Raw genomic sequence first — 22076 nt, 5'->3', positions numbered from 1 at the left:
GGGAATAGTTGGCGCGAGGAGTTGTCTGGCCCCGGAAGTTGCTGGGTTACACCTACGCTTCGTATCGATAATCGTTCCTACCGCTATTCAGGCCGCCCCTGAACCGCCGGGCTCCTGCGCACATTGTTTCTGTGGGGAACGGGGGCTGCACTATGGTGGCCTGGGCCGGGCAGGCCGGCTTACTGTCAGGCAGGACTCCCACCCGATGCTGTTCAGATTTATCAGACCACCTCCTTCGAGCCTCCGCGAGCCTCCGCGAGAAAATGCGGCAGGCCCCTACTTCCCCAACGACACCATATTAGTCAGAATCCGGTAGGCGCCGGGCACGCCGGCGGGCAGCTCGCGGAAGAAGCTGAGGCCCGTGTAGATGTAGTGGCCCTTGCCGTAGTTGGTCACCAGAATGGCGCTTTCCTTAGGGGTTTCGCCGGGGTCGTGGCTGCTGATGACGGTCTGGTAGCGCGGGTCCCACTTCTCGGGGTAGTAGAGACCCTGCTCCTGCTCCCAGCCCACAAAATCCTGGGGCGTGATGCGGTTGGGCGTGTTGAGCAGCGGTTGCGTGGGGTTGAGCAGTGTCACGGGCGCGTCTTCCACCGTCACCCGGTCGCGGCCCAGGGTGAGCGGGTACGGGCCGATTTGGGGCAGCACCGTGCCGCGGTTCACCACGTACTGCACCACCACGTTGCCGCCGTTTTCCACGTATTTCAGCAGGGCCGGCTGGCGGGTTTTCAGCTGCTCGACGGTGTTGTAGGCCCGGATGCCGAGCACCACGGCATCGAAGCGGCGCAGGTTGTTCTCAGTGAGGTCTTCGGGCTTGAGTAGCGTAACGGTGTAGCCAATCTGGCGCAGGGCCTCGGGCACCTCGTCGCCGGCCCCCATCAGGTAGCCGATTTGCTGGCCCTTGCGCTTGAGGTCGAGCTTGACGAGCGGGGCGGTGGCTTCGGGAAACAGGGTTTGGGTCGGAATGTGGTCGTAGGCAATCACTTGGTAGCCGCGCGAATATGCCTGGCCCTCCACGGTAGCTACGGCGCGCAGCTCGGTTTTGCCCTCCTTCGCCCCAGCTCCCGGCCGCACCTGGAACTGCACCGTCTGCTCGCCATCCTTGGCGGCGAGGTCGAAGGGGAAGCTCGCCGGCTCCGACTGCCAGCCGGCGGGCAGCGTGAGGGCCACGCTGCCGCGCACGCCGGCTTTCCCGGCCCGCACCGTCACGGGCACCGTTTTGGGCGCGTTGTCGGCAAACACGAAGGCCTGCCCGCCGATATTCACCATCACTGGCGGCACTACCGTCAGCGGCTCGTAGATTTCGCCCCGCACGGGGTCCGTGTGCTTGTATTGAACGGGGGCAAATACTTCTATGTATTCATCCCCAATTGATAAACCAATATAGAGGTCTACAACAGGAGGACTTTCAGGATGACCAACCAATTTCTGTTCCTTGAACACCATTTGTTTTCTGCTCAAATCAGCTTGAGCATAATAGTCACTATAGCCTGTTCGGCGTCCATCCACACCAAAATGATTAGTAATAAGCTTATTGTATTTCAACCCTCCCTGGAATAACACATACTCTTTCGGCAGTGAGTACATACCAGTTGTTCCTAGATCGGATAACCAATAGGGTTGAGATGTTCCCATTCCTGCAAGTGGAGTGACGCGCATCTTCCCGCTAAGCATCTTTCCTTGCGTCAACTGCCTATCAGTCGAAATATCGGCAGTAGCAAAACCCATTGGCCTAACGCTACTCACCGTGATGGGTAAATCAGAATTGCTTAGTACTTGCCAATTTATTTCTATCTCCTGCCCCATTGCAACAGTAGGCGCTATTGCAACTGCCTCAACGTAGATTCCCAAGCAAGCCTGTATCAAGACATCTACTTGTTTTTGCTTCTCAAACAACCAGAACAACGAATTTGCATTGTTCAAGTTACTGAAGCCCTTTTTTACAGCTATTAGCCCCGCCACACTCGCACTCGGATTGGCTGCATCATAATTCTTAATCACCTCATCCACCAATTTCCCCACGGCCGCGCCGCCCGGCACGCGGTTCCAGGTCAGGTCTACGCCGTCGAATAGGTCGGTTTTGGCGGGGGCTCCTTTCAGCAGCTGGAAATACTCCGGGGCCTCGCCGCGCTGGGCGCTGCTGCCGAAGCCCTGGCTTTTGTGGCTGGTGCGGCTTTCGGCGGCAATTTCGCCGTAGCTGCGGCCCAGCAGCGGGTTGAAGCCGCCGGCATCGAGCTGGAAATACTGGCTCATGTCCTCGCCCGCCTTCACGAAGAAGCTACCCGTGTTCCAGAGCAGGCGCTTGGCCTGCCAGGGCTGCACATATTGCAGCTGCTCGGGGAAACGCTTGGGGTCGGCGGCGGCATCGAAGGCCTCGATGGCCAGCATGGCCGAGGCGGTGTGGTGGCCGTGGCCGGCGCGGGCGTCGGGCGGGAAACGGGTTATCAGCACGTCGGGCCGGCGCTGGCGAATCACCCAGACCATATCGGAGAGCACCTGTTCCTTGTCCCAGATGGTGAAGGTTTCCTGGGCCGTTTTCGAAAAGCCAAAGTCGTTGGCGCGGGTGAAGAACTGCCGGCCGCCATCTACGCGGCGGGCCGCCAGCAGCTCCTGGGTCCTGATGACGCCGAGGCCTTCGCGCAACTCGGGGCCGATGAGGTTCTGGCCGCCGTCGCCGCGGGTGGCACTTAGGTAGCCGGTTTCCACGAGGCGGCCGTTGGCTAAATACGCAATCAGACGGGTGTTCTCATCGTCGGGGTGGGCGGCGATGTAGAGGGCCGAACCCAGCACGTTCAGCTTCTTGAGCCCCAGCAGAATCTCGCCCGACGACCACGTTTTAGGGGCCTGGGCCTGCGCCGTGAAGGCGTGCGTGAGCGAGTGCGTGAGCAACACCAGCAGCAAAGCGGCGGTGCGGAAAGTACAGCGAAGGGTCATTCGGGAAGCGGGAAACGAGAGCGGTAAAGATGCGGGCCGGGCCGGCAGGTTGCAGTACAGAAGCCGTACCGCGAAAATCTGTTCAGCGGTACGGCTTCTTTCTTAACCGGCCGTTGGGGCGGCGCCGGTGGGGTGCCAGCCGGGTTGGTCGCCGAGGTTATAAATTTCCTGGATGTCGTGCAGGATGTGCACGAAATCGAGGTTCAGGTCCTTCAGCAGGCCCGTTTTCAGGTCGAACACCCAACCGTGGACCGTCGGGAAACCGTCTTGCAGGTAGGCTTGTTGCACAACGGCCGTTTTCACTACATTAATGCACTGCTCCTGCACGTTCAGCTCCACTAGCCGGTCGTAGCGCAATGCCGTGTCACTGATGGCGTTCAGCTCGGTGTGGTGCAGGCGGTACACGTCGCGGATGTTGCGCAGCCAGGGGTTGAGAATGCCCATATCCTGGGCCTGCATGGCTGCTTTCACGCCGCCGCAGCCGTAGTGCCCGCACACGATGATGTGCTTGACGTGCAGGTGGCGCACGGCGTACTCAATCACCGACATGGCGTTCAGATCGATGTTGTTGACCAGGTTGGCGATGTTGCGGTGCACGAATACTTCGCCCGGAGCCACGCCCATCAGCTCCTCGGCCGTTACGCGGCTGTCGCTGCACCCGATGTAGAGGTAATCGGGCTGCTGATCGGCGGCGAGTGAGGCCGGAAAATTGGGGTTGCTGGCCGTGCGGGCAGCTACCCATTCGCGGTTGCGCTCAAAAACTTCGGCGTACTGGGGCATGGGCAGGGGGGTAAAGCAGTTGAAAATGGGAGCAGATGCGAAAGCTACGCACGGCCGGCCGGATTCGGGCTGCGGCCGGCGCGGCCGGGTTATTGCAGACGGCGCGGCGGCAAATTGCCGGCCGCGTGCGTCGGGCCAGTCCGGGCGGGCGTCTGTAAGGTGCTTCCCGGTGGGCTGCTTGCTATTTTTACAGCGGCGGCGCCCGGTTTACGTTACCCTGCTATTGCAGCAGTCCGCCTCTTCTACAGTATCTTTTCTTTGCACATGTCCTTCCCTCTAGTTGCCCGCCTGCGCCTCGCAGTACTGGGCCTCGCCCTCAGTCTGCCGCTGCTGGCTACGGCCCAAACCGTAGCGCCGGCTCCTCCCGAAGCCCCCTCGCCGGAAGCCGCCGCCACTTTGCAGTGGTACCTGCTCGACCCCACCGCCGACCGCGTAATGGGCGTGAGCGTACACCGCACCTACCAGGAGCTGCTGGCCGGCCGTACCCCTACTCCGGTGGTAGTGGCCGTGATTGATGCCGGCATCGATACCACCCACGCCGACCTGAAGCGCATGCTCTGGCGCAATGCCCGCGAAGTGGCCGGCAACGGCCTCGACGATGATAAGAATGGCTACGCCGACGACGTGTGGGGCTGGAACTACCTGGGCGGCGCCGACGGCCGCAACATCAACCTCGAAACTCTCGAAGAAACCCGCCTGCTGGCCCAGTTGCAGCCCCGTTTCAAGGGCAAGAGCCGCGTTGGCGTGCCCGCCGCCCAACGCCCCGACTTCGACCTATATGTTAGGGTGAAGAAGAGCTACGATGCCAAGGTGAAGGAGAACACCGACCGCCTGAAGGAGTACAGCCAGATATATGCCGAGAATATGGCCGTTTCGGACTTGCTGCGGCAGAAGCTGGGCGTGGAGCGCATCGATACGGCCACCCTGCGCAACCCGCCCACTACCGACCCCAAGTTACGCGAGCTGTCGGGCCAGCTCTACGGGCTGCTGCTTAATACCGGCTTCGGCTCGCTCGATGATATTCTAGCCGAGATGAAGAGCGGGCTGAAACAAACCCAGGACCAGCTCGACTACGGCCTCAACCTGAGCTACAACCCTCGCCCGATTGTGGGCGACGACCCGTTTAATATCAAGCAACGCCTCTACGGCAACGCCGACGTATCCGGGCCCGATGCGCTGCACGGCACCCACGTGGCCGGCATCATTGGGGCCGACCGCGTAAACAACCTCGGCATTATGGGCATCGCGCCGCCCGTGGTGCGCCTGATGGCCGTGCGCGCCGTGCCCGATGGCGACGAGCGCGACAAGGATGTGGCCAACGCCATCCGGTACGCCACCGACCACGGAGCCAGCATCATCAACATGAGCTTCGGCAAGTACTACTCGCCCCAGCGCGCGGCCGTGGAGGAAGCCATCCGCTACGCCGACAGCAAGGGCGTGCTGCTGGTGCATTCGGCCGGCAACGAGAACGAGAACCTCGACCAGAAGCTGCAGTATCCGGCCCCGGTGTATCTCAGTGGCCAGCGCATCCCGAACCTGATTACGGTGGGCGCCTCCTCGCGCGACAACGATGCCGGTCTGGCCGCCGACTTCTCCAACTTCGGCAAAACCCAGGTAGATGTATTTGCGCCCGGCAACCAGATTTACTCGACGTTGCCCGGCGGCCGCTACGGCAACCTGAGCGGCACGAGCATGGCCGCCCCGGTGGTATCGGGCATTGCCGCCACGCTTAAAAGCTACTTCCCCGAGCTCACGGCCGCCGACCTCAAACGCCTCATTCTGGCTTCGGCCCAGCCCACCCACACCCAGGTGCGCCAGCCCGGCTCCGATAAGCTCGTCGATTTCGCCGACCTCTCCAGCACCGGTGGCATCGTGAACCTGTACCGCGCCGTGCAGCTGGCCCAGCAGGCCGCGCCGGTCAAGTAGCGCGTGGCGGCGGCCGGGCCGGCGCGTATCTTTAGTTCCCGCCCCGATTCGCATCGTTCATCACTTGCTTATCCTGCCCTTATGCTCATTCCGCAACTGATGCTGCTACGCAAACGCCAACGGGCCGAAACCGACTCGCTGCCTGAGCCGGCGCCGCAGCGGAGCCCACGCTCGGTTCGGCGGGGGCGGCGGTGGTGGAGGCGGCAGATTACGAATGCCCTTTTTCTGACGATGGGCGTGTTCTGCGCCGGTTTCGGGCTCGAAAGCTTCCTGCTGCCCGGCGGCTTCCTGGATGGCGGTGTAACGGGCGTGTCGCTGCTGCTGCGGCAGATATTTGGGCTGCCGCTGCCGGTGCTGATTATCGTGCTCAACGTGCCCTTCATGATTATGGCCGGCCGGCAGCTGGGCCGGGGCGTGGCCGTTCGCACGCTACTGAGTGTACTAGGCCTGGCCGTGGTGCTGGCCGTGGTGCCGTTCCCTATCGTTACCGAAGACAAGCTACTGATTTCGGTGTTCGGGGGCTTTTTTCTGGGCGCCGGCATCGGACTGGCCATGCGTGGCGGCGGCGTACTCGACGGCACCGAAATTATGGCCATCTACCTGAGCAAAACCAGCAGCCTGACGGTAGGAGACATTATCCTTTCGTTCAACATCGTCATCTTCGCCGTGGCGGCCTACGTGCTGTCGGTCGAAACGGCGCTATACTCGATTCTGGCCTATCTGTCGGCCGCCAAAACCGTCGATTTCGTGATTGACGGCGTGGAGGAATATACCGGCGTCACCATCGTTTCGGGCCGCTCCGACGCCATCCGGCGCATGATTACCGAGAAGCTGGGCCGCGGCGCCACCGTTTACAGCGGCAAGCGCGGCTACGGTTCGCACGGAACCCAGCCCAGCCCCATCGACATCGTTTTTACCGTCGTTACCCGCCTCGAACTCTCGCAGCTCAAGTCTGAAGTACAACAGATTGACCGCCAGGCCTTCATGGTAATGCACAGCGTGAAGGACACCAAGGGCGGTATGGTCAAGAAGCGTCCGTTGCATTGAGTTCAGTTAATGAAGCTGTTTACAAAGTGCCCGGAATCAATTAGAACGTCATGCTGAGCTTGTCGAAGCATCTCTACCGCTTCGTTGCGGCTCATACGAAGCGGTAGAGATGCTTCTACAAGCTCAGCATGACGTTCTGATTGATTCCGGGCATGCTGCGTTCTGAATGACGGTCTCACTATCAACTCATCAACCGCCAACTGATATCTTTGCCGTATGCCTGATTCTCTCCTGCTCTCCGACCTCTACATCTACCCGGTAAAGTCGTTGGGGGGTATTCGGCTTACCGAGGCCGTTGTGGAGCCCCGCGGCCTGCGCCACGACCGCCGCTGGCTGATAGTGAATGAGCGCAACCAGTTCATGACCCAGCGGCAGACCACGGCCATGGCCCACCTGAAGGTGGCTCCGGCCTACAATGGCTTCCTGCTCAGCCACCAGCAGCGCCCCGAGCTATTGCCGCTCTACGTACCCTTCGAGGCCACGCCCGAAAAAACGCTGTTCGTCACGGTTTGGGATGACATGGTGTTTGCCTGGCGCGCCCGGCCTGAGTGCGACGAGTGGCTCAGCGAGGCGCTGGGCCAGCCCTGCAAGCTGGTGTACATGTCGGATATGGTGCGCCGTGACACCGAGCCCGCCCTCAACCCCGAGGGCCAGCTGGTGAGCTTCGCCGACGCCTATCCGTTTCTGCTCATCGGGCAGGCTTCACTGCTCGACCTGAACAGTCGCCTGGCCGAGCCGGTAGGCATGGAGCGGTTCCGGCCCAACTTCGTGTTCAGTGGTGGCGCGGCTTTCGCCGAAGACAGCTGGAGCCAGTTCCGCATCGGGGAGCTTGATTTCCGGGCGGTGCGGGCCTGCGGGCGGTGTGTGCTCACCACCATCGACCCGGCTACAGCCCGAAAAAACGCGCTTGGCGAGCCCCTGCGTACCCTGGCCTCTTACCGCACTGAGGATGGCAGCGCCATGTTCGGCCAGAACGTAACCGGCGCTGGCCGGGGCTGGATTGCAGTAGGCCAGCCCATTGCCGTGCATAGCTACAAGTCCTAACCGCTCCCTAGCCGAACGCCCCTTTCCCCCACGAGCTACCCCTCCACCCAGGCTTTATACAGGCCCCTAACCCGCAGGAGCTTACTAAAGGGCGTTTCGACCAGTAGATAGTAATACTAGCCGCCGCTTACCAATACTTAGTCGAATAATCCGGCGCCTTGATTGGATTGTATTTTGCTAAGCCGTATAAAACATATACTTTTGATAAATCAATACCATCCCGGATAAAAACTATTCCCGGTAGTTCCCTACCCGACGTATGCGCCCTTACATCCTGCCCTTAGGTCTGTTCCGTCTGCTGCTGAGTTCGTTGTTGGTAATAACGTTAAGCCTTACCGGCACGGCTGCCCCGGCCGACGGCTCGAGCCCGGAGCAACTGCAGCAGCCCTGGAGCGCCCTGCTCCGCCTGCACGTCACGCCCGAAGGGCGGTTGAACTACGAGGGCCTACTGGCTGAAGAGGACCAGTTGCTGGGCTATTTGCAGAGCCTGCGCAAGGTGCGTCCGCAGGCCGAAACCTGGACTCCCGACCAGCTAAAGGCCTTCTGGCTGAACACCTACAACGCCGCGGCCACCAACCTGATACTCGAAAACTACCCCGTAGCCAGCATCAACGATATCCGCATCAAAACCATGGGCAGCTACGAGTCACCCTGGGAAACGGTGGTCGTGAACGTGGGCGGACAGAACTACTCGCTCAACCAGATTGAACAGCAGCTGCGCCAGCAGTTCCGCGACCCGCGTATTCACTTCGCCCTCAACTACGGCGCGGCCTCGTCGGCACCGCTGCTGGCCGAGGCCTACACTGGCGCTCAGCTTAACCAACAGCTCGACCAGCAGGCCCGCCGATTCATCAACGACCCGGCCTTCAACCAGCTTAGCGCCCAGCAGGTGCAGCTGTCGGCGCTGTTTCGCTCCTACGCCACCGAGTTCGGGGCCGAGCCGCAGCTGCTCGCCTTCATCAACCGCTACGCGCACGCACCAGTGGCGGCCACGGCCAGCATCGAGTACCTCTCGTTCAGCTGGGCCCTCAACAGCCCCAGCGCCCTCAGCAACGGGCCGGTTTTAGGCCGCAAATAGCCTCTCCGGCTGCGGCGGCGGCCAACTTGGGCCCGCGCTACCCCGTACCGCCTAGCGGTGCGGGGCTTTTTTACGCCTCATGCATTTTGCTTTTTCACCTATGAGCTTAGCACTGACTCTCGATTTTCTGCACGATCTGGCGGCCCACAACCACAAGGGCTGGATGGACGAAAACCGGGCCCGCTACCACGCCGCTCGTGCCGAATACGCCGCTTTCGTAGATGAGCTGCTGCGGCTGGCCTCGGCCGAGCTGGAACCCGGCCTGCACGGCCTGCGCGCTACCGACCTGATGTTCCGCATCAATAAAAACGACCGTTCGCAACTCGACCCCGAGCCTTACAAGCGCCATATGGGCGCGGGCTTCAAGCCCGGGGGCCGGCACGCCCCCCGGGCAGGCTACTTCGTGGCCGTGCAGCCCGGCGGCGGCACCTACGTGGGGGCCGGGCGCCGCCTGCCCGACGCCGCCGAGCTGGCCCGCATCCGTCAGGAAATCCACTATAACGCCCCCGCATTTCACAGCATGCGCCAGCACCCCGACCTGCTGCGCCACTTCCCGGAGGGCCTCGATACTTCGCAAACGCTAAAAACCGCCCCCAAAGGCTACAACCGCACCGACCCCGATGTTGCGTGGCTGCGGCTCAAGAGCTACTTTGTGTGGCGGCACTTCCCTGACTCGGAAGTGCTGCGCCCCGATTTTCCGGCCCGCGTGCTTGAGGCCTGGCAGGCCGCCCGTCCGCTGGTGAGTTTCCTGAACGAGGCCCTTGAAGAAAGCTAAGGCATCTCAACGCAGAAACCTGTCTGTTATCCTGCGCAGAATAACAGACAGGTTTCTGCGTTGAGATGCTGCCTAGAAAAAACCGAATAAGGTGCTGTTGATTTTGTCGATGACCACGCTCAGATCTTCGGGGTTATTAACGTAATCGAGGTTATTGACATCGACGATGAGCAGCTTGCCCAGATCGTAGTCGCGAATCCACTCCTCGTAGTGCTCATTCAGGTGCTTGAGGTAGTCGATCTTGATGTTGTTTTCGTACCCACGGCCCCGGCGCTCAATCTGCTGCACCAGCTTAGGCAGGTCGGCGCGCAGGTAAAGTAGCAGGTCGGGTGGGTCGACCATACTGATCATGGAATTGAACAGGCCCAGATAGTTCTGGTAATCACGCTCACTCATCAGGCCCGATTGGCTGAGATTGGCCGCGAAAATGTGGGCATCCTCGTAAATCGTACGGTCCTGGATGATGCCTTTGTTGGTTTGCTGCAGGTGCTTAATCTGCTGGGTCTGGCGGAAGCGGCTGTTCAGAAAATACACCTGCAGGTGGAAAGCCCACCGGGGCATATCGTCGTAAAAGTCCTTTAGATATGGGTTATCATCCACGTCTTCCAGAAATACCTCCCAGTTGAAGTGGTGTGCTAACTTGTTTGACAGGGTGGTTTTGCCGGCCCCGATGTTACCAACTATTGCAATGTGCATGAGCGAAGTGCGAAAAAGCAGAGTCGCAAAAATAGCAGTTCCCCCTTCACGACCGACACCCCGTCGCATGCATCGCCAATAATGCTACATTTACGTATAATAATCTTATAGATTACGTTTCCGTCCTCTCACGCCATCACCTTGTTCAAGCTTCAGCCCCTGAGCATTCTCACCGACGACAGCGGAAAACGGCTGGCCAGTATCGAGCACGACCCGGCCCGGCAGCTGCTGGCGATACGCTGGTTTGGGAACCTCACGGGTGGGCAGGTAATCTACGTGGCGCGCTGCACCTTGCAGCTCACGGCTGCTACTCCCTATATCCTGCTGCTCAACGACAAAAGCCAGGCTACCGGCGACTGGAGCGAGGCGCTCGAATGGCTGGAGTACGAATGGCTGCCGCAGGTATTAAAAGGGGGCCTGCATGCCATTGCCTACATTTTTACGCCCGACATGCACAACCAGCTGGCCAGCTACCGGTTTATAGAGCGGCTGAAGCCTTACCTGCGCATCGAGGCTTTCCACGATGCCCCCACTGCCCTGCAATGGCTGGAGCAGGCCGCCGCCGCGCCAAAAATCGACATCGTATAGCCACCTGAGGCGTTTTGCAGGATGCAGACCCGCCCCGGGCGGAGGCGAGCCGCGCTATGCGGTTGTTAGTCGCGCATCGAGTCCTTTACGTCGCGGGCCTTTTCCAGCGTCCGGAACTCGCCCTGTAACGTGCGAATGCGCAGGCGCTCTTCCAGCGGCAGCTGGGTACGCACCTGCTCGTAGCGGGCATTCAGACGGCTGAGCACATCGTCGGCCGTCGTCCAATCAGCCTGCGACCAGGCTTTTTTCTCGGTTCGCATGGTTTCAACCAACCGCTGATAGAGGTTGGGCAACTCGGTGGCGCGGGCCCGGCTGATGTTCACGTTTTCGTTCAGCAGCCGGGCCTGGGCCTGGGCGGGCGTAGTGGGCTGGCGGTTGGCGGCGTCTAGGCTATCCTGGCGGGTGGCCCACTGCTGGTAGCGCACCTTCTGGGTGGCATACTCGCGCTGGCCCTCGGCCGAGAGGCTGTCGACGGCCCGGTCGAGCCGACGACTGCGGCGGTCAAACTCGGCCGTAACCTTCGGTATTTCCCGGCGGGTAACCTCTTCGGCCCGGTCGACCTGCTTGCCAACCCAGCTGCCAAACTCGCTGAGCGTGCGTTCGAGGCTACCGGCCGGAGCGGGAGCGGGGGTGGTTTTTGAGGTGCCTGACTGGGCCTGGGCGGCCGGGGAGGCGGCCAGTAGCAGGCTGGCGGTGAATAGCAAGGTAGCGGAAGCAGTATTTTTCAGCATGGCAGAAGGAAAGAAGCAGATAACGGAAGCGGAAGTGGCTCAGTATACGGCAGCGGGGCTGCCTGGCCAGGAAGGAGGCAATTTCCGGCCCAAAACCGTCGAAAGCTGCCAAACGGTTCGGTTTTGCGCCGGATTATCCCGTTTTTTGCCCCTTATGCCAGCCTCTCCCGCCGCTTCCATCCGCATCCGTCCTGCTACCACCGCCGACATCCCGACTATTCTGGCGCTGGCCGAAGCCACCTGGGAGCCGACCTACCGCTTCATCATCTCGCGCGAACAAATCGAGTACATGTACCGCGTGATTTACACGGAAGCCTCGCTGCAACGGCAAATAAGCGAACAAGGCCATCAGTTTCTGCTGGCTTACACCGATGGTGAGCAGGCCAGCGGCTACGCTTCATTTTCGGCTCAGCCCGAGGCGGGTCTTTTCAAACTACAGAAGATTTACGTGCTGCCTTCGCACCAGGGCCAGGGCCTGGGCCAGCAGCTCATCGGGGCCGTAGAAACGGCCGTATGCGCAGCCGGCGGCCATACCCTCGACCTGAACGTGAACCGCCACAACCCCGCGCTGGCTTTCTACGAGCACCTGGGTTTTCAGCGCCACCACGAAGAGGATATTGCCATCGGCCCCTACTGGATGAACGACTACGTTATGCGGAAGGAGCTTAGGGCTTAGAGGAATAGTGGTGGCGTATGGTTGAGTTACGCCGCCAGCCGTATAGTTCTGCTTACTTTGTTTACCAACTCATTCACCGACTCACACTTTCACTCATTTACCCAACATGGCCACCAAACTTACCGTCCTCAGCAATGGCTCACTCCGCGTAGACGGAACCGATTTCGAACTCGTAGATGCCCAGGGCAACTCCTATGGCCTCGCCGGCCGGGAGCGAATCAGCATCTGCCGCTGCGGCCTCTCGGCCAACAAGCCGTTCTGCGACGGCTCGCACAAGAACCATTTCGAGCACAACGCCGTGGCCTTCGACCTGCCGGCCCCCGGCACTGCCCCGGCCAAGCCTACCCCGCCGCCTGCCGCCCCCGATGCCGGCGGCCAGCCGCTGGGCTAACATCTCCTGAACCAGTAGCTCCCGAATGCTTCAGGCCCCAGGCAAAAGTGCCCGCTACGTGTGTAGCGCACTTTTGCCTGGGGCCTGAAGCATCTGTCTGAAACAGGGCTAACGGCTTAGAATAAAGAGTTTACGAAATCAACGTACTCCTGGCGGGCATCGTCCTGGGTTTTGCCGCGCTGGCCGGCCCAGGCGTCGTATTTGGCAATGGCCTTAAAATCGAATCCGCCGGGCCGGTCGCCCGAAACGTCGCCCTCGCTGCCCTGCTTATAGAGCGAATACATCTTAAGCAGCGTCGTGTTGTCGGGCTTGGCGGGCAGCTCTTTGCTGCGGGCGGCGGCGGCTTCAAATTCTTCGGGAGTGGCCATAGTTGGAATGTGGTAGATGTGGAAAATGGGGTTGGATGAGCAGGGTAGCGCCCCTGCAGAGAAGCTAACGGCTGTCGGCTAAAAGCAAACAGCTCATTTCAAGGTACGGATTGCCTCGGAAATAGTCGGCTTGCAGCGTTTATTTTCCGCTTATCTTCCGTCTCCACAATCCTTCTTGTGGCACTTTTCCTGCCTTTATGCTGAAACCGTTTCTTACCAGCCTGCTATTCGGCGGCGCATTGCTGGCCTCGGCCCCGGCCGCTTTGGCCCAGAAAACCTACCTGCACTGCGGCCGCCTGCTCGACATGCGCTCCGACCGCGCCCAAACCGCCATGACGGTGGTGGTGGAAAATGGTCGGTTGCTGGCCGTAGAAAAAGGCTACTCCTCCCCCACCGGCCCGAAAGACCAGGTTGTGGACCTGAAAAACCGCACCGTGCTGCCCGGCCTCATCGACTGCCATGTGCACCTAGAGGGCGAAACCAGCAAGGATAACTTTCTGCGCGAATTCACCGAAAACCCCGCCGACGTGGCGTTCGGCTCGCTGACGCACGCCCGCAAAACCCTGCTGGCCGGCTTTACCACCGTGCGCGACCTGGGCGGCTCGGGTGTGAACGTAGCCCTGCGCAACGCCATTAACCAGGGCCGCGTGGTGGGGCCGCGCATCTTCACGGCCCGCAAGGCTATTTCGGGCACCGGTGGCCACATGGACCCCACCAACGGCTACCGCCTCGATTTGATGGGTATACCCGGCCCGATGGATGGCGTGATTAACAGCCCCGATGAGGCCCGGCAGGCCGTCCGCGAGCAGTACAAGCGCGGGGCCGACCTCATCAAGATTGCCAGCACCGGCGGCGTGCTCAGCGTGGCCAAAGATGGCTCGGCGGCCCAGATGACGGAGGCCGAAATACGGGCTGTAGTGGAAACGGCGCGCGACCTGGGCCTGGCCGTGGCCTGCCACGCCCACGGCGCCGAGGGCATGAAGCGCGCAATTCGGGCGGGCGTGACGAGCATCGAGCATGGCACGCTCATGGACGATGAGACGATGAAGCTGATGGTAAAAAACGGCACCTGGTACGTGCCGACCATCACGGCCGGCAAGTCGGTGGCCGACTCGGCTAAAATCCCGAATTACTATCCGCCGCTGGTAACGCCCAAGGCCTTGGCCATCGGCCCGAAGCTGCAGGGCACCTTTGGGCGGGCCTACAAGGCGGGCGTTAAAATTGCGTTTGGCACCGATGCGGCCGTGTTCCGGCACGGGGTCAACGGGCTGGAGTTCCGCTACATGGTGGAGGCCGGTATGCCACCGCTGGCCGCGTTGCGCTCCGCTACCGTATCGGCGGCCGAGTTGCTGGGTCAGTCGGAAAACCTGGGCACGCTCGAAGCCGGCAAGCTCGCCGATGTGGTGGCCGTGGAGGGCGACCCACTCCAGGACATTGGGGCCATGCAGCGGGTGCGCTTCGTGATGAAGCAGGGCGTAGTATACCAGCCGTAACAGCGCCGGCCCACAGCACGCTACAGGAGCCAGCCGAAAAAACAAGCAGCACAAAACTGGCCTTACTAGGCTGATAGAGAGGTTTTGAAAAATAATTGCCGTCCCGGGAACTTTTCTACAGGAAGTAGGCACGATTGTGGATTTACACTTTACAGCTGCCGATGCCCGGCACTACCATGCTGGCCAGCAGGTTCGTACTCCTTTTGCTTCCTTCTTACTGCTCGCTTATTATGAACCGCTACACTATGGCTGGAGCCGCCGCTTTGCTGCTGCTGGCCGCTACCACCACCCACGCTCAGCAGCAACAGTTGCCCCAAACGCCCCAGCCCACCCAGGCACAGCAATATCAACGGCCCGCCGATTCGTATGCTTATCCGCAATCCGGCCAGCCGCCAGCCTCATTATACCGGCGCTCGGCCCTGGGAATAACCCTGGGCTGGGGTGCACCCTACGGCTGGGGCTTTGATTACGCCCACATGGTTTCGCCCCGGGTTGATGTGAATGCCGGCTTCGGACTAGGTATCAGCGGCGCTAAAATCGGGGTCGGCAGCCGCTTTTATCTGGCGCCCGAAAAGAAGGTTTCGCCTTACTTTGGTGCCAACCTGGTACTCTCCAGTGCTACCAGTAACTCGCTGGACATTGATGGCGACTACACGGAGTACACTACCAAAGCCAACACCGTATTGAACCTGCGCTCGGGCCTGCGCTGGCAGCCAGGCCGGGTAGGGCTGCTGGGTACGCTGGGCTACGGCGTGCGCCTCGGCGGCGACCCCATTGTGTACAATTCCACCAACCCCAACCCCACTCAGCTCACCCGCGATTTTGCCCAGGCAATTGGGCCGGGCGGTCTGGAACTGTCGCTCGGCATAAGTATCGGGCTGGGCCGCTAAGGCCAGCTTACCCAACCTACCCCGCCCCCCCCCGACAGGCCGCGTATAGCACGCAAAAACCCGACGACCTGCCTGGTCGCCGGGTTTTTGCGTGCCGGGCTTACTACTGAGGCTCAGTTCCAGGCAGCGAAGCCCTTAACGCGCGTCAATTCAGGGCTTTTTCGGTGGCATCAGCATCAGCTTCAGGTTCAGACGAACCACGTCGCCCATGCCACGACAGCGGCTGAACTGCCCGGTACGGTGGTGGCGGTTGAGCTCCTGCTTAAGCTGGCTGACCTTTTCGGGCGTCGAAACGGTGTCGTGGCGCAGGCAGTCGATGAGGTCTTTGAGGCGGTGGCGCTCCGAGCGGGCCCGGCGGGCCATCAGAGTGCGTTCCTCGGCCTGGTACTGCCGGATGTTTTCGGGCTTGAGCAGCCGGCTACACAGCTGCACAATGGCCCGGTTGTCCTTGAAAAACTGCGGCAGGTACATGTTCTTCTTGCCCTCGTAGCACTGCTGGTCGAAGTCGATGGCCCGGACCCGGTACTGCTCGTCCTCAAAATCCAGGGTCACGTCGACGATGTAATTGTAGGCCCGCATGTCGCCCAGCAGCCGCGCAAAGCACCGCTCGTTGAACTTGACGAACTCCTTGGCCATGCGCACCTGGTTGAGGTGGGGGCGTGAGAGATGTTGGCGGATAAAGTCGTCGCCGGGAATACCGGCAATGTGCTCCTCAATAAGCGTGTCGCCGCTGAGCAGGTAGGTGATGTTGTTGGGCGAAAGAATATGCTCCAGCTCGAGGCCGTACACCCGGGAGGCATCGGCCTTCTTCACGTAGAAATAATCGTGGTTGTCGTTGAGCTGGTTGACGATGCGCACCCGGAAGGGCTGGCTGTTGCCGAAGCGGCAATAATCGACGCGGTCGGCCAGCAGGTGCCGGGTGAACGAGAGGTCGCCGGCGGTTTTGAGCAGGGCGTACACTTCGGCCAGGCCCTGGCTAAGCTCGCGCAGGGCGTTGGGTTCGTAATACACCGTTTCCCAGAGCGTGTCGTCGCCCTGGCGGTCGAGCAGCGGGTAGGCGCCCGTAAAGCGGGCCAGGTCGGCGTAGGCAACGGGCAGCGTGGTTGCGCGGTCGTACTCGACGAGGTACTGCTGCAGCCGTTCGCCCACCGGGTAGGTAATCTTCTTTTTGGAAATAAGCGTCATATAAAGCTGGTCGGGCAGAAGAAGAAAATACGGCAACATGAGGGCGGGCCGGAGCGGCACGGCCCCCGGCACCGCAGGCACTAGTACGACGGGGCAGGCCGGCCGGGCTGAAAATACAGCTTTCCGCCCCCAACTGGCAGCCGAATTGTATCTTCGTTGTCGTCAAGCTTTTGGTCGGAATCTGCTATGAAAAAACTCCTACTTACCCTGCTTATCGTGCTGCTGTGCCCAAAACTGTCGCCGGCCTGGGGCACGTTTGCGCACCGCACTGTTACGCAGCTGGCCGTATACGCGCTGCCTTCGGCCATACGCGGCTACTACTTCCGCAACATGCCCGCGCTGGTAAACGGCAGTGGCAGCGGCAACGAGGCCCGCGAGCGGGATCTGGCCGAATCGCCCCGGCACTTTATTTCTATGGACCACTACGGCTCCGACCCCTTCGGCACGGTGCCCAAGGAGTGGGACAAGGCCGTAGCCAAGTACACGGCCGATACGCTACGTAAGTACGGCACGCTCCCCTGGGCCATCATCGACACCAAAAACAAGCTTACCACTGCCTTCCGCGACGCCGATACCACGGCCATCCTCACGCTTTCGTCGGAGCTGAGCCATTTGGTAGCCGACGCCTACGTGCCGCTGCGCACCACCGAAAACTATGATGGCCAGCTCAGCAAGCAGGAAGGCATGCTGGCGCTGTGGGAAAGCAAGCTGCCCGAGCGCCACATTGGCAAGTACAAGCTCAAAAACGAGTCCGCCCGCCCCCTGAAAGACCCACTGGGTGATGTCTGGCAGGTGCTGCAGGAGTCGTACGGCTTTCTGGGGGCCACCTTCGATCTGGAGGCCGACATCACCCGCAAGTACACGGCCCAGACCAAATACGTTTTCAGCCACAAGTATGGTCAGACCCGCCGGGCGTACTCGGATGCCTTTGCCGACTCGTACCACGATAAAGTGGGCGGTATGATTGCCTTCCGCCTGAAGCTGGCCCCCACGCTGGTGGCCTCCATGTGGCTGACGGCCTGGAAAGATGCCGGCTCGCCCGACCTCGGCAAGCTGCTTAAGCGGCCCGTTTCGAAAGACGAGCAGGACCAGCTCGACAACCAGCTCAGCGCCTGGAAGGAAAACGTGCTCGTGGACCAGAAAGGCCTGCTGGCCCTCGAACCCATGAAGGCAACCGTCCGTCCCGACCTCATCAATGCCGCCCGCGCCATGCCCACGCTTTCGGCCGATGTGGAGGCCAAGCCCGCCACGCCGGCTGCAGTAGTGGCGCCGGCCGCCGCCCCAGCCGCGCCGGCCACCAAGGTAAAAACCAAAGTGAAGCCCGCCGATGGACCGGCCGTGAAGGAAAAGACCAAACCAGCGGCCAAGCCAGCCGCTAAGCCCAAGGCGAAAGCGAAGTCCGACGACGGCTGGGGCTCACCTGCCGGCTCGGGCTGGTAGCTTATCGGAGCAGCCCAGGCCGGGCATTACCTTCAGGGGTGGCTACGCTGTTGGGCGGGCCACCCTTTTTTTGCCCCCCACGGCTGGTTATTGTTCGTACTACTGCCATGATTCGCTCCCGCTCCTTTCTGCTTCCGCTGCTGGCGCGCCGCTGCTATTAGCCGCCTGCAACCAGCGCCCGCCCGAAACCGCCGACGCCACCACGCCTGCGCCACCCCCCGCAGTACCCGGCCCCGACCTGATGGCGCTGGCCGACTCCAACGCTGCCCAACTGCTGCTGGCCTACGGCCGCCAGTACCCCGGCCAGGAAGTGCTGCTCCAGACCCGCCTGGGCAATATGCGCATCCGCCTCTACGATGACACCCCTATCCACACGGCCAATTTCCTGCTGCTAAGCCGCAAAGGCGTGTTCGATGAGTCGGTGTTCAACCGCGTGGTGCAGAGCTTTGCCATTCAGGGCGGCGGCTCGGAGCGGCGCACCATTGCCATGCGCAGCTACCGGCTACCGCCCGAAATCAGGTCCCAGCACTTCCATAAGCGCGGTGCCCTGGCCATGGCCCGCTACGATGGCGAGGTGAACCCCGGCAAACTCTCCTCTAACAACGACTTCTACATCGTGCAGGGCGAGCCAATGCCGGCGGCCCAGGCGCAGGCCAGCGCCACCCGCCCCCTCACGCCCGAGCAGGTGAAAACCTATGAAACCCTGGGCGGCACCCCCGGCCTCGATGGCCAATACACCGTGTTCGGCGAAGTAGTAGAAGGCCTCGACGTTATCGACAAAATTGCCAACGAGCCCGTAGGCATGGACAAATGGCCTACCACAGATGTGGGCATCAAGGTGAAAGTGCTGAAGTGAGCGGTGAGAAGGGGAACGTCATTCTTACTGCTCCCGCCGAATCTGGACCAGGCGGGTATGCTGCACGTCGCCGGGCTGCTCCTGCAGCAGTTCCAGGGCTTCGGCGCGGGTGTAGGTCAGGGCCTTGTCGGTGAAGAAGCCGGCGGCGCTAACGTTGGCGGCCGGGTCGGAGGACTCCTGGCGAGCGGGTAGCAAATCGACTGTTGTGGGCGTTGTGCGGCTTACGCGGTAGAAAAAGTACCGCTCCCCGGAGCCGCCGGCGGGCTGATAGGCCACCACATATACATCGTTGAGTTGCGGGCGCTGAATGCGGCGCGCCAAGGTTGTATCGGGCGGGGCGGCCAGCAGGCCAACCGACGCGGCAGAGGCCGGCGCGGTGGCCGGCGTAGTGGCCGGGGCAGCAGAGGCATCGGCAGGCACGGCAGGCTGCGACTGGCAGGCGGCCGAACCCAGCAGCAGGCCCAGGCCAAGAGTGCGAAGAATAGCAAGCATACCCCACTCTACGAAAAAGCGCGCCGGAAAAGTGCTTCGGGCTCGGTTTAAGGGAGTTTTCGCCCGTCACCAGGCCATTCACAGCCCCTGAAGCAGCTCAGCAGCTCACAAAAAAGCGGCCCGCACAATTGTGCGGGCCGCTTTCAGCTTGGATGAGAGTTCAGCGTTTCAGGCTGTTTTTCTTAGTCCGATTTCCGCCCTGATTTGTTCAAGACGCTGTTTCTGAACGCGTGAATTCTTATAAATCCCCACTATCAAAAATAAAGGGATGGCGAGGTAAAGGAATCCAAGCCCGTTCTTAACGAGACCATATACCATCACGCCCACCAAAAACCCAATGGTTGCGGCCGAAAGCAACTGGTTTCTTTTTACGTCTTTCTCCTCCGCCAGCAACGCTTCCAGCGGCAGCGCGGCGTAATCCTTATCGTTCGGCATCGTTTATCTGTTGCTTATGAAATGACGACCGCGCTGCTCACGGTTAGGATAGGTTACCAGAGCCGGTAGCTGCTGCGGCCGTTTTGCAAACAGCGCCGCAGCAGCTAACAACTCAATCAGGCTACCAGATTTTGGCGCGGTCGGCTTGGGCGCGCATCATTTTCGCGTTTTCCTTGCAGCCGAAAGCCTCGTAGAACTCGGGCATATTCATGAGCGGACCCACGGTGCGGTACTGGGCCGGCGAGTGCGGGTCGGTCATCACCTGCTGGCGCAGGTACTCGGGGCGGGCGTTGGTGCGCCACACCTGGGCCCAGGCCAGGAAGAAGCGCTGCTCGGGCGTGAAGCCGTCGTACTTGGGCACGTTTTTGCCGGCGTTGGCTTTCTGTAGCGCCGAGTAGGCCAGGGCCAGCCCACCGAAGTCGGCCAGGTTTTCGCCCATCGTCAGCTTACCGTTCACGAATACCGAATCAAGCGGCGAGAAGGCCGAATACTGCTTGTCTACCATATCGGCGCGCTGCTGGAACTTGTCGGCGTCCTCCTTGGTCCACCAGTCGCGCAGGTTGCCCTGGGCGTCGTACTGGCGGCCCTGGTCGTCGAAGCCGTGGGTGATTTCGTGGCCGATTACCGCGCCCATGCCGCCGTAGTTCACGGCATCATCGGCGTTAGGGTCGAAGAACGGAGGCTGCATGATGCCGGCCGGGAACACGATTTCGTTCATGCTCGGGTTGAAGTAGGCATTCACTGTGGGCGGCGTCATGCCCCACTCCTGGCGGTCAATCGGCTTGCCGAACTTGCTGGTGTTGTCGGCGTAGCTCCACTGGCGGGCGGCCAGCACATTCTGCAGGTACGAATCGCGCGAGATGTTGAGGGCTGAGTAATCCTTCCACTTGTCGGGGTAGCCGATTTTTACGGTGAAGGCGGCCAGCTTCTTCTGGGCCTCAGCCTTCGTAGCCGGGCTCATCCAGTCGAGCTTCTCAATATGTTCGCCCATGGCGGCCCGGATGTTGTTCACCATCACCAGCGCCTTCTGCTTGGTTTCGGGCGTGAAAGCCTTCTCCACGTACACCTGCCCGAAGGCCTCGCCCAGCGCGCCGTCGGTCGAGCGCAGCATGCGCTTCCAGCGGGGCTGCTGCTGCTTGGCGCCGGTCAGCACCTGCGAGAAGCGGAACTGCTCGTCGCCGTAGGCCTTGGGCAGCGCCGACGACAACGACGACACCAAATGCCAGCGCATATAGGTTTTGAGGTCGGCTACCGGCGTCTGCTTCATCAGGTCGCTTACCACCTTCAAAAACTCGGGCTGGCCCACGACTACTTGCTGAGCCGCGCCCAGGTTAAGGGACTTGAGCGTGGCGGGAAGCGCCAGATTCGGGAAGCGCTTGTTGGCCTCGGCCACGCTCATTTTGTTGTAGTTGGCGTTGGGGTCGCGCAGGGCCACGCGGGTTTTGGAGGCCTTGGCCAGCTTGGTTTCGAGGGCCATTACGGCCACGGCGTTTTTGGCGGCCGTGGTCGGGTTGTCACCCAGTAGCTTAAACGTGTTGGTCAGGTAGGTGGTGTAGGCCGCGCGGATACCTTTGGAGCGGGCATCATCCTTGAGGTAGTAGTCGCGGTCGGGCAGGCTCAGGCCACCCTGGTACAAGTTCACGGCGTACTCGTCGCTTTTCTTGTCGTCCTGGCCCACGTAGCCCCCGAAGAAGGCACCGGTCTGCAGGCGCATTTGCTGGGGCAGCACGGCCTGCACTTCTTTCAGGGTTTTGATTTTGCTGATGCGGTCCAGCTCGGGCTGCAGGTATTTCAGGCCGGCGGCGTCGATGGCGGCCGAGTCCATGGCCGAGGCGTAGAAGTCGCCTACCTTCTGTGCATTGGAACCGCGGGCGGCCGAGGTATTGGCGGCCGACTCGTCCAGAATCTGCCGCATCACGGCGTTGTTCTTATCGGCCAACTCATTAAAGGAGCCCCAGCGTACTTCGGAGGCCGGAATGGGGTTGTTTTTAAGCCAGCTGCCCGACGCATACTCGAAGAAGTCGTCGCAGGGGTCGGCCGACATATTGATGTTGGCCACATTCAGACCGGTGCCTTTCGGGTCGGGAGCCGCCGTGGGGGGCGTTTCGGCGGTGGACGTAGTGGTGGTGGAAGCGACCGGCTGGGTGCTGGCGCAGCCGCTCAGCGCGAGGCCAGCAGCGGCTACGGCTGCCAAGGTCAGGTTGTGCTTTTTTAGCATGGATATGGAAGAAAGGTGCAGTTGGGGGAAAAGTAA

General features: G+C 61.2%; 21 protein-coding genes. 12 read left to right on the top strand and 9 right to left on the bottom strand.

The window, feature by feature from the left end; translation table 11 throughout:
• Positions 1 to 276: 276 nt before the first annotated feature.
• Together D0N36_RS10160 and D0N36_RS10155 are read right to left on the bottom strand one after the other, a co-directional pair.
• Positions 277 to 2931, bottom strand: a complete 2655-nt coding sequence (locus D0N36_RS10160) for a PIG-L family deacetylase (RefSeq protein WP_116941285.1) — start codon at positions 2929 to 2931, stop codon at positions 277 to 279.
• Positions 2932 to 3033: 102 nt separating this feature from the next.
• Complete coding sequence (locus D0N36_RS10155; protein ID WP_116941284.1) at positions 3034 to 3711, bottom strand: carbonic anhydrase; 678 nt, start codon at positions 3709 to 3711, stop codon at positions 3034 to 3036.
• 264 nt (positions 3712 to 3975) lie between these two features.
• On the opposite strand from D0N36_RS10155, the gene D0N36_RS10150 reads away from it, so the two are divergent.
• From D0N36_RS10150 to D0N36_RS10130, 5 genes are all read left to right on the top strand, one after another.
• Complete coding sequence (locus tag D0N36_RS10150) at positions 3976 to 5637, top strand: S8 family serine peptidase (RefSeq protein WP_116941283.1); 1662 nt, start codon at positions 3976 to 3978, stop codon at positions 5635 to 5637.
• An 81-nt stretch (positions 5638 to 5718) separates the two neighbouring features.
• Entirely contained in the window at positions 5719 to 6684 is a 966-nt protein-coding gene (locus tag D0N36_RS10145) for a YitT family protein (RefSeq protein ID WP_116941282.1), read from the top strand.
• Positions 6685 to 6900: 216 nt separating this feature from the next.
• The gene (locus D0N36_RS10140) at positions 6901 to 7728 is read left to right on the top strand and encodes an MOSC domain-containing protein (RefSeq protein ID WP_116941281.1); all 828 of its coding nucleotides are present in this window, start codon (positions 6901 to 6903) and stop codon (positions 7726 to 7728) included.
• A 259-nt stretch (positions 7729 to 7987) separates the two neighbouring features.
• Positions 7988 to 8806, top strand: coding sequence for a DUF547 domain-containing protein (locus D0N36_RS10135; protein ID WP_116941280.1), 819 nt, complete (start codon positions 7988 to 7990; stop codon positions 8804 to 8806).
• A gap of 100 nt (positions 8807 to 8906) precedes the next feature.
• Positions 8907 to 9581 carry a DUF2461 domain-containing protein gene (locus tag D0N36_RS10130; protein ID WP_190242606.1) on the top strand — a complete coding sequence of 225 codons (675 nt, stop codon included), beginning with the start codon at positions 8907 to 8909 and terminating at the stop codon, positions 9579 to 9581.
• A 72-nt stretch (positions 9582 to 9653) separates the two neighbouring features.
• Here the strand turns inward: D0N36_RS10130 and D0N36_RS10125 are convergent, their stop codons facing one another.
• The gene (locus D0N36_RS10125; protein ID WP_116941278.1) at positions 9654 to 10277 is read right to left on the bottom strand and encodes a deoxynucleoside kinase; all 624 of its coding nucleotides are present in this window, start codon (positions 10275 to 10277) and stop codon (positions 9654 to 9656) included.
• A gap of 141 nt (positions 10278 to 10418) precedes the next feature.
• On the opposite strand from D0N36_RS10125, the gene D0N36_RS10120 reads away from it, so the two are divergent.
• Positions 10419 to 10865, top strand: coding sequence for a hypothetical protein (locus D0N36_RS10120; protein WP_116941277.1), 447 nt, complete (start codon positions 10419 to 10421; stop codon positions 10863 to 10865).
• Positions 10866 to 10930: 65 nt separating this feature from the next.
• Here D0N36_RS10120 and D0N36_RS10115 read toward each other — a convergent pair whose 3' ends face one another.
• On the bottom strand, positions 10931 to 11596 hold the full coding sequence (locus tag D0N36_RS10115; RefSeq protein WP_116941276.1) for a DUF6565 domain-containing protein: 666 nt from the start codon (positions 11594 to 11596) through the stop codon (positions 10931 to 10933).
• A 154-nt stretch (positions 11597 to 11750) separates the two neighbouring features.
• Between D0N36_RS10115 and D0N36_RS10110 the strand changes: the two genes are divergently transcribed.
• Positions 11751 to 12272, top strand: coding sequence for a GNAT family N-acetyltransferase (locus D0N36_RS10110; protein WP_116941275.1), 522 nt, complete (start codon positions 11751 to 11753; stop codon positions 12270 to 12272).
• Positions 12273 to 12378: 106 nt separating this feature from the next.
• Entirely contained in the window at positions 12379 to 12663 is a 285-nt protein-coding gene (locus D0N36_RS10105; protein WP_262889880.1) for a CDGSH iron-sulfur domain-containing protein, read from the top strand.
• A gap of 116 nt (positions 12664 to 12779) precedes the next feature.
• Here the strand turns inward: D0N36_RS10105 and D0N36_RS10100 are convergent, their stop codons facing one another.
• On the bottom strand, positions 12780 to 13031 hold the full coding sequence (locus D0N36_RS10100; RefSeq protein ID WP_116941274.1) for an acyl-CoA-binding protein: 252 nt from the start codon (positions 13029 to 13031) through the stop codon (positions 12780 to 12782).
• A 197-nt stretch (positions 13032 to 13228) separates the two neighbouring features.
• Between D0N36_RS10100 and D0N36_RS10095 the strand changes: the two genes are divergently transcribed.
• Positions 13229 to 14524: an amidohydrolase family protein gene (locus D0N36_RS10095; protein WP_116941273.1), complete on the top strand. Its 1296-nt coding sequence runs from the start codon at positions 13229 to 13231 to the stop codon at positions 14522 to 14524.
• 230 nt (positions 14525 to 14754) lie between these two features.
• On the top strand, positions 14755 to 15414 hold the full coding sequence (locus D0N36_RS10090; protein WP_147320825.1) for a hypothetical protein: 660 nt from the start codon (positions 14755 to 14757) through the stop codon (positions 15412 to 15414).
• A 150-nt stretch (positions 15415 to 15564) separates the two neighbouring features.
• On the opposite strand, the gene D0N36_RS10085 is transcribed toward D0N36_RS10090, so the two are convergent.
• A complete protein-coding gene (locus D0N36_RS10085; RefSeq protein WP_116941271.1) occupies positions 15565 to 16599 on the bottom strand; it encodes a hypothetical protein in 1035 nt (344 codons plus the stop codon).
• Positions 16600 to 16785: 186 nt separating this feature from the next.
• Here D0N36_RS10085 and D0N36_RS10080 point away from each other — a divergent pair, with 186 nt between their 5' ends.
• Both D0N36_RS10080 and D0N36_RS10075 read left to right on the top strand, forming a co-directional pair.
• On the top strand, positions 16786 to 18039 hold the full coding sequence (locus tag D0N36_RS10080; protein WP_116941270.1) for a phospholipase C/P1 nuclease family protein: 1254 nt from the start codon (positions 16786 to 16788) through the stop codon (positions 18037 to 18039).
• Between the two features lie 70 nt (positions 18040 to 18109).
• Positions 18110 to 18895, top strand: coding sequence for a peptidylprolyl isomerase (locus D0N36_RS10075; protein ID WP_116941269.1), 786 nt, complete (start codon positions 18110 to 18112; stop codon positions 18893 to 18895).
• Positions 18896 to 18919: 24 nt separating this feature from the next.
• Here D0N36_RS10075 and D0N36_RS10070 read toward each other — a convergent pair whose 3' ends face one another.
• From D0N36_RS10070 to D0N36_RS10060, 3 genes are all read right to left on the bottom strand, one after another.
• Positions 18920 to 19387 (bottom strand): hypothetical protein, encoded by a 468-nt coding sequence (locus D0N36_RS10070; protein WP_116941268.1) that lies wholly within the window; start codon positions 19385 to 19387, stop codon positions 18920 to 18922.
• Between the two features lie 168 nt (positions 19388 to 19555).
• Positions 19556 to 19822 (bottom strand): hypothetical protein, encoded by a 267-nt coding sequence (locus tag D0N36_RS10065; protein ID WP_116941267.1) that lies wholly within the window; start codon positions 19820 to 19822, stop codon positions 19556 to 19558.
• A 121-nt stretch (positions 19823 to 19943) separates the two neighbouring features.
• Positions 19944 to 22040 (bottom strand): M13 family metallopeptidase, encoded by a 2097-nt coding sequence (locus D0N36_RS10060; protein WP_242478870.1) that lies wholly within the window; start codon positions 22038 to 22040, stop codon positions 19944 to 19946.
• Between the last annotated feature and the right edge of the window lie 36 nt (positions 22041 to 22076).

The sequence above is a fragment of the Hymenobacter lapidiphilus genome, from assembly GCF_003417065.2.
GTDB lineage: Bacteria > Bacteroidota > Bacteroidia > Cytophagales > Hymenobacteraceae > Hymenobacter.
Note: the sequence above shows the minus strand (reverse complement) of the source record. Positions and strands in the feature narration are given on the sequence as shown.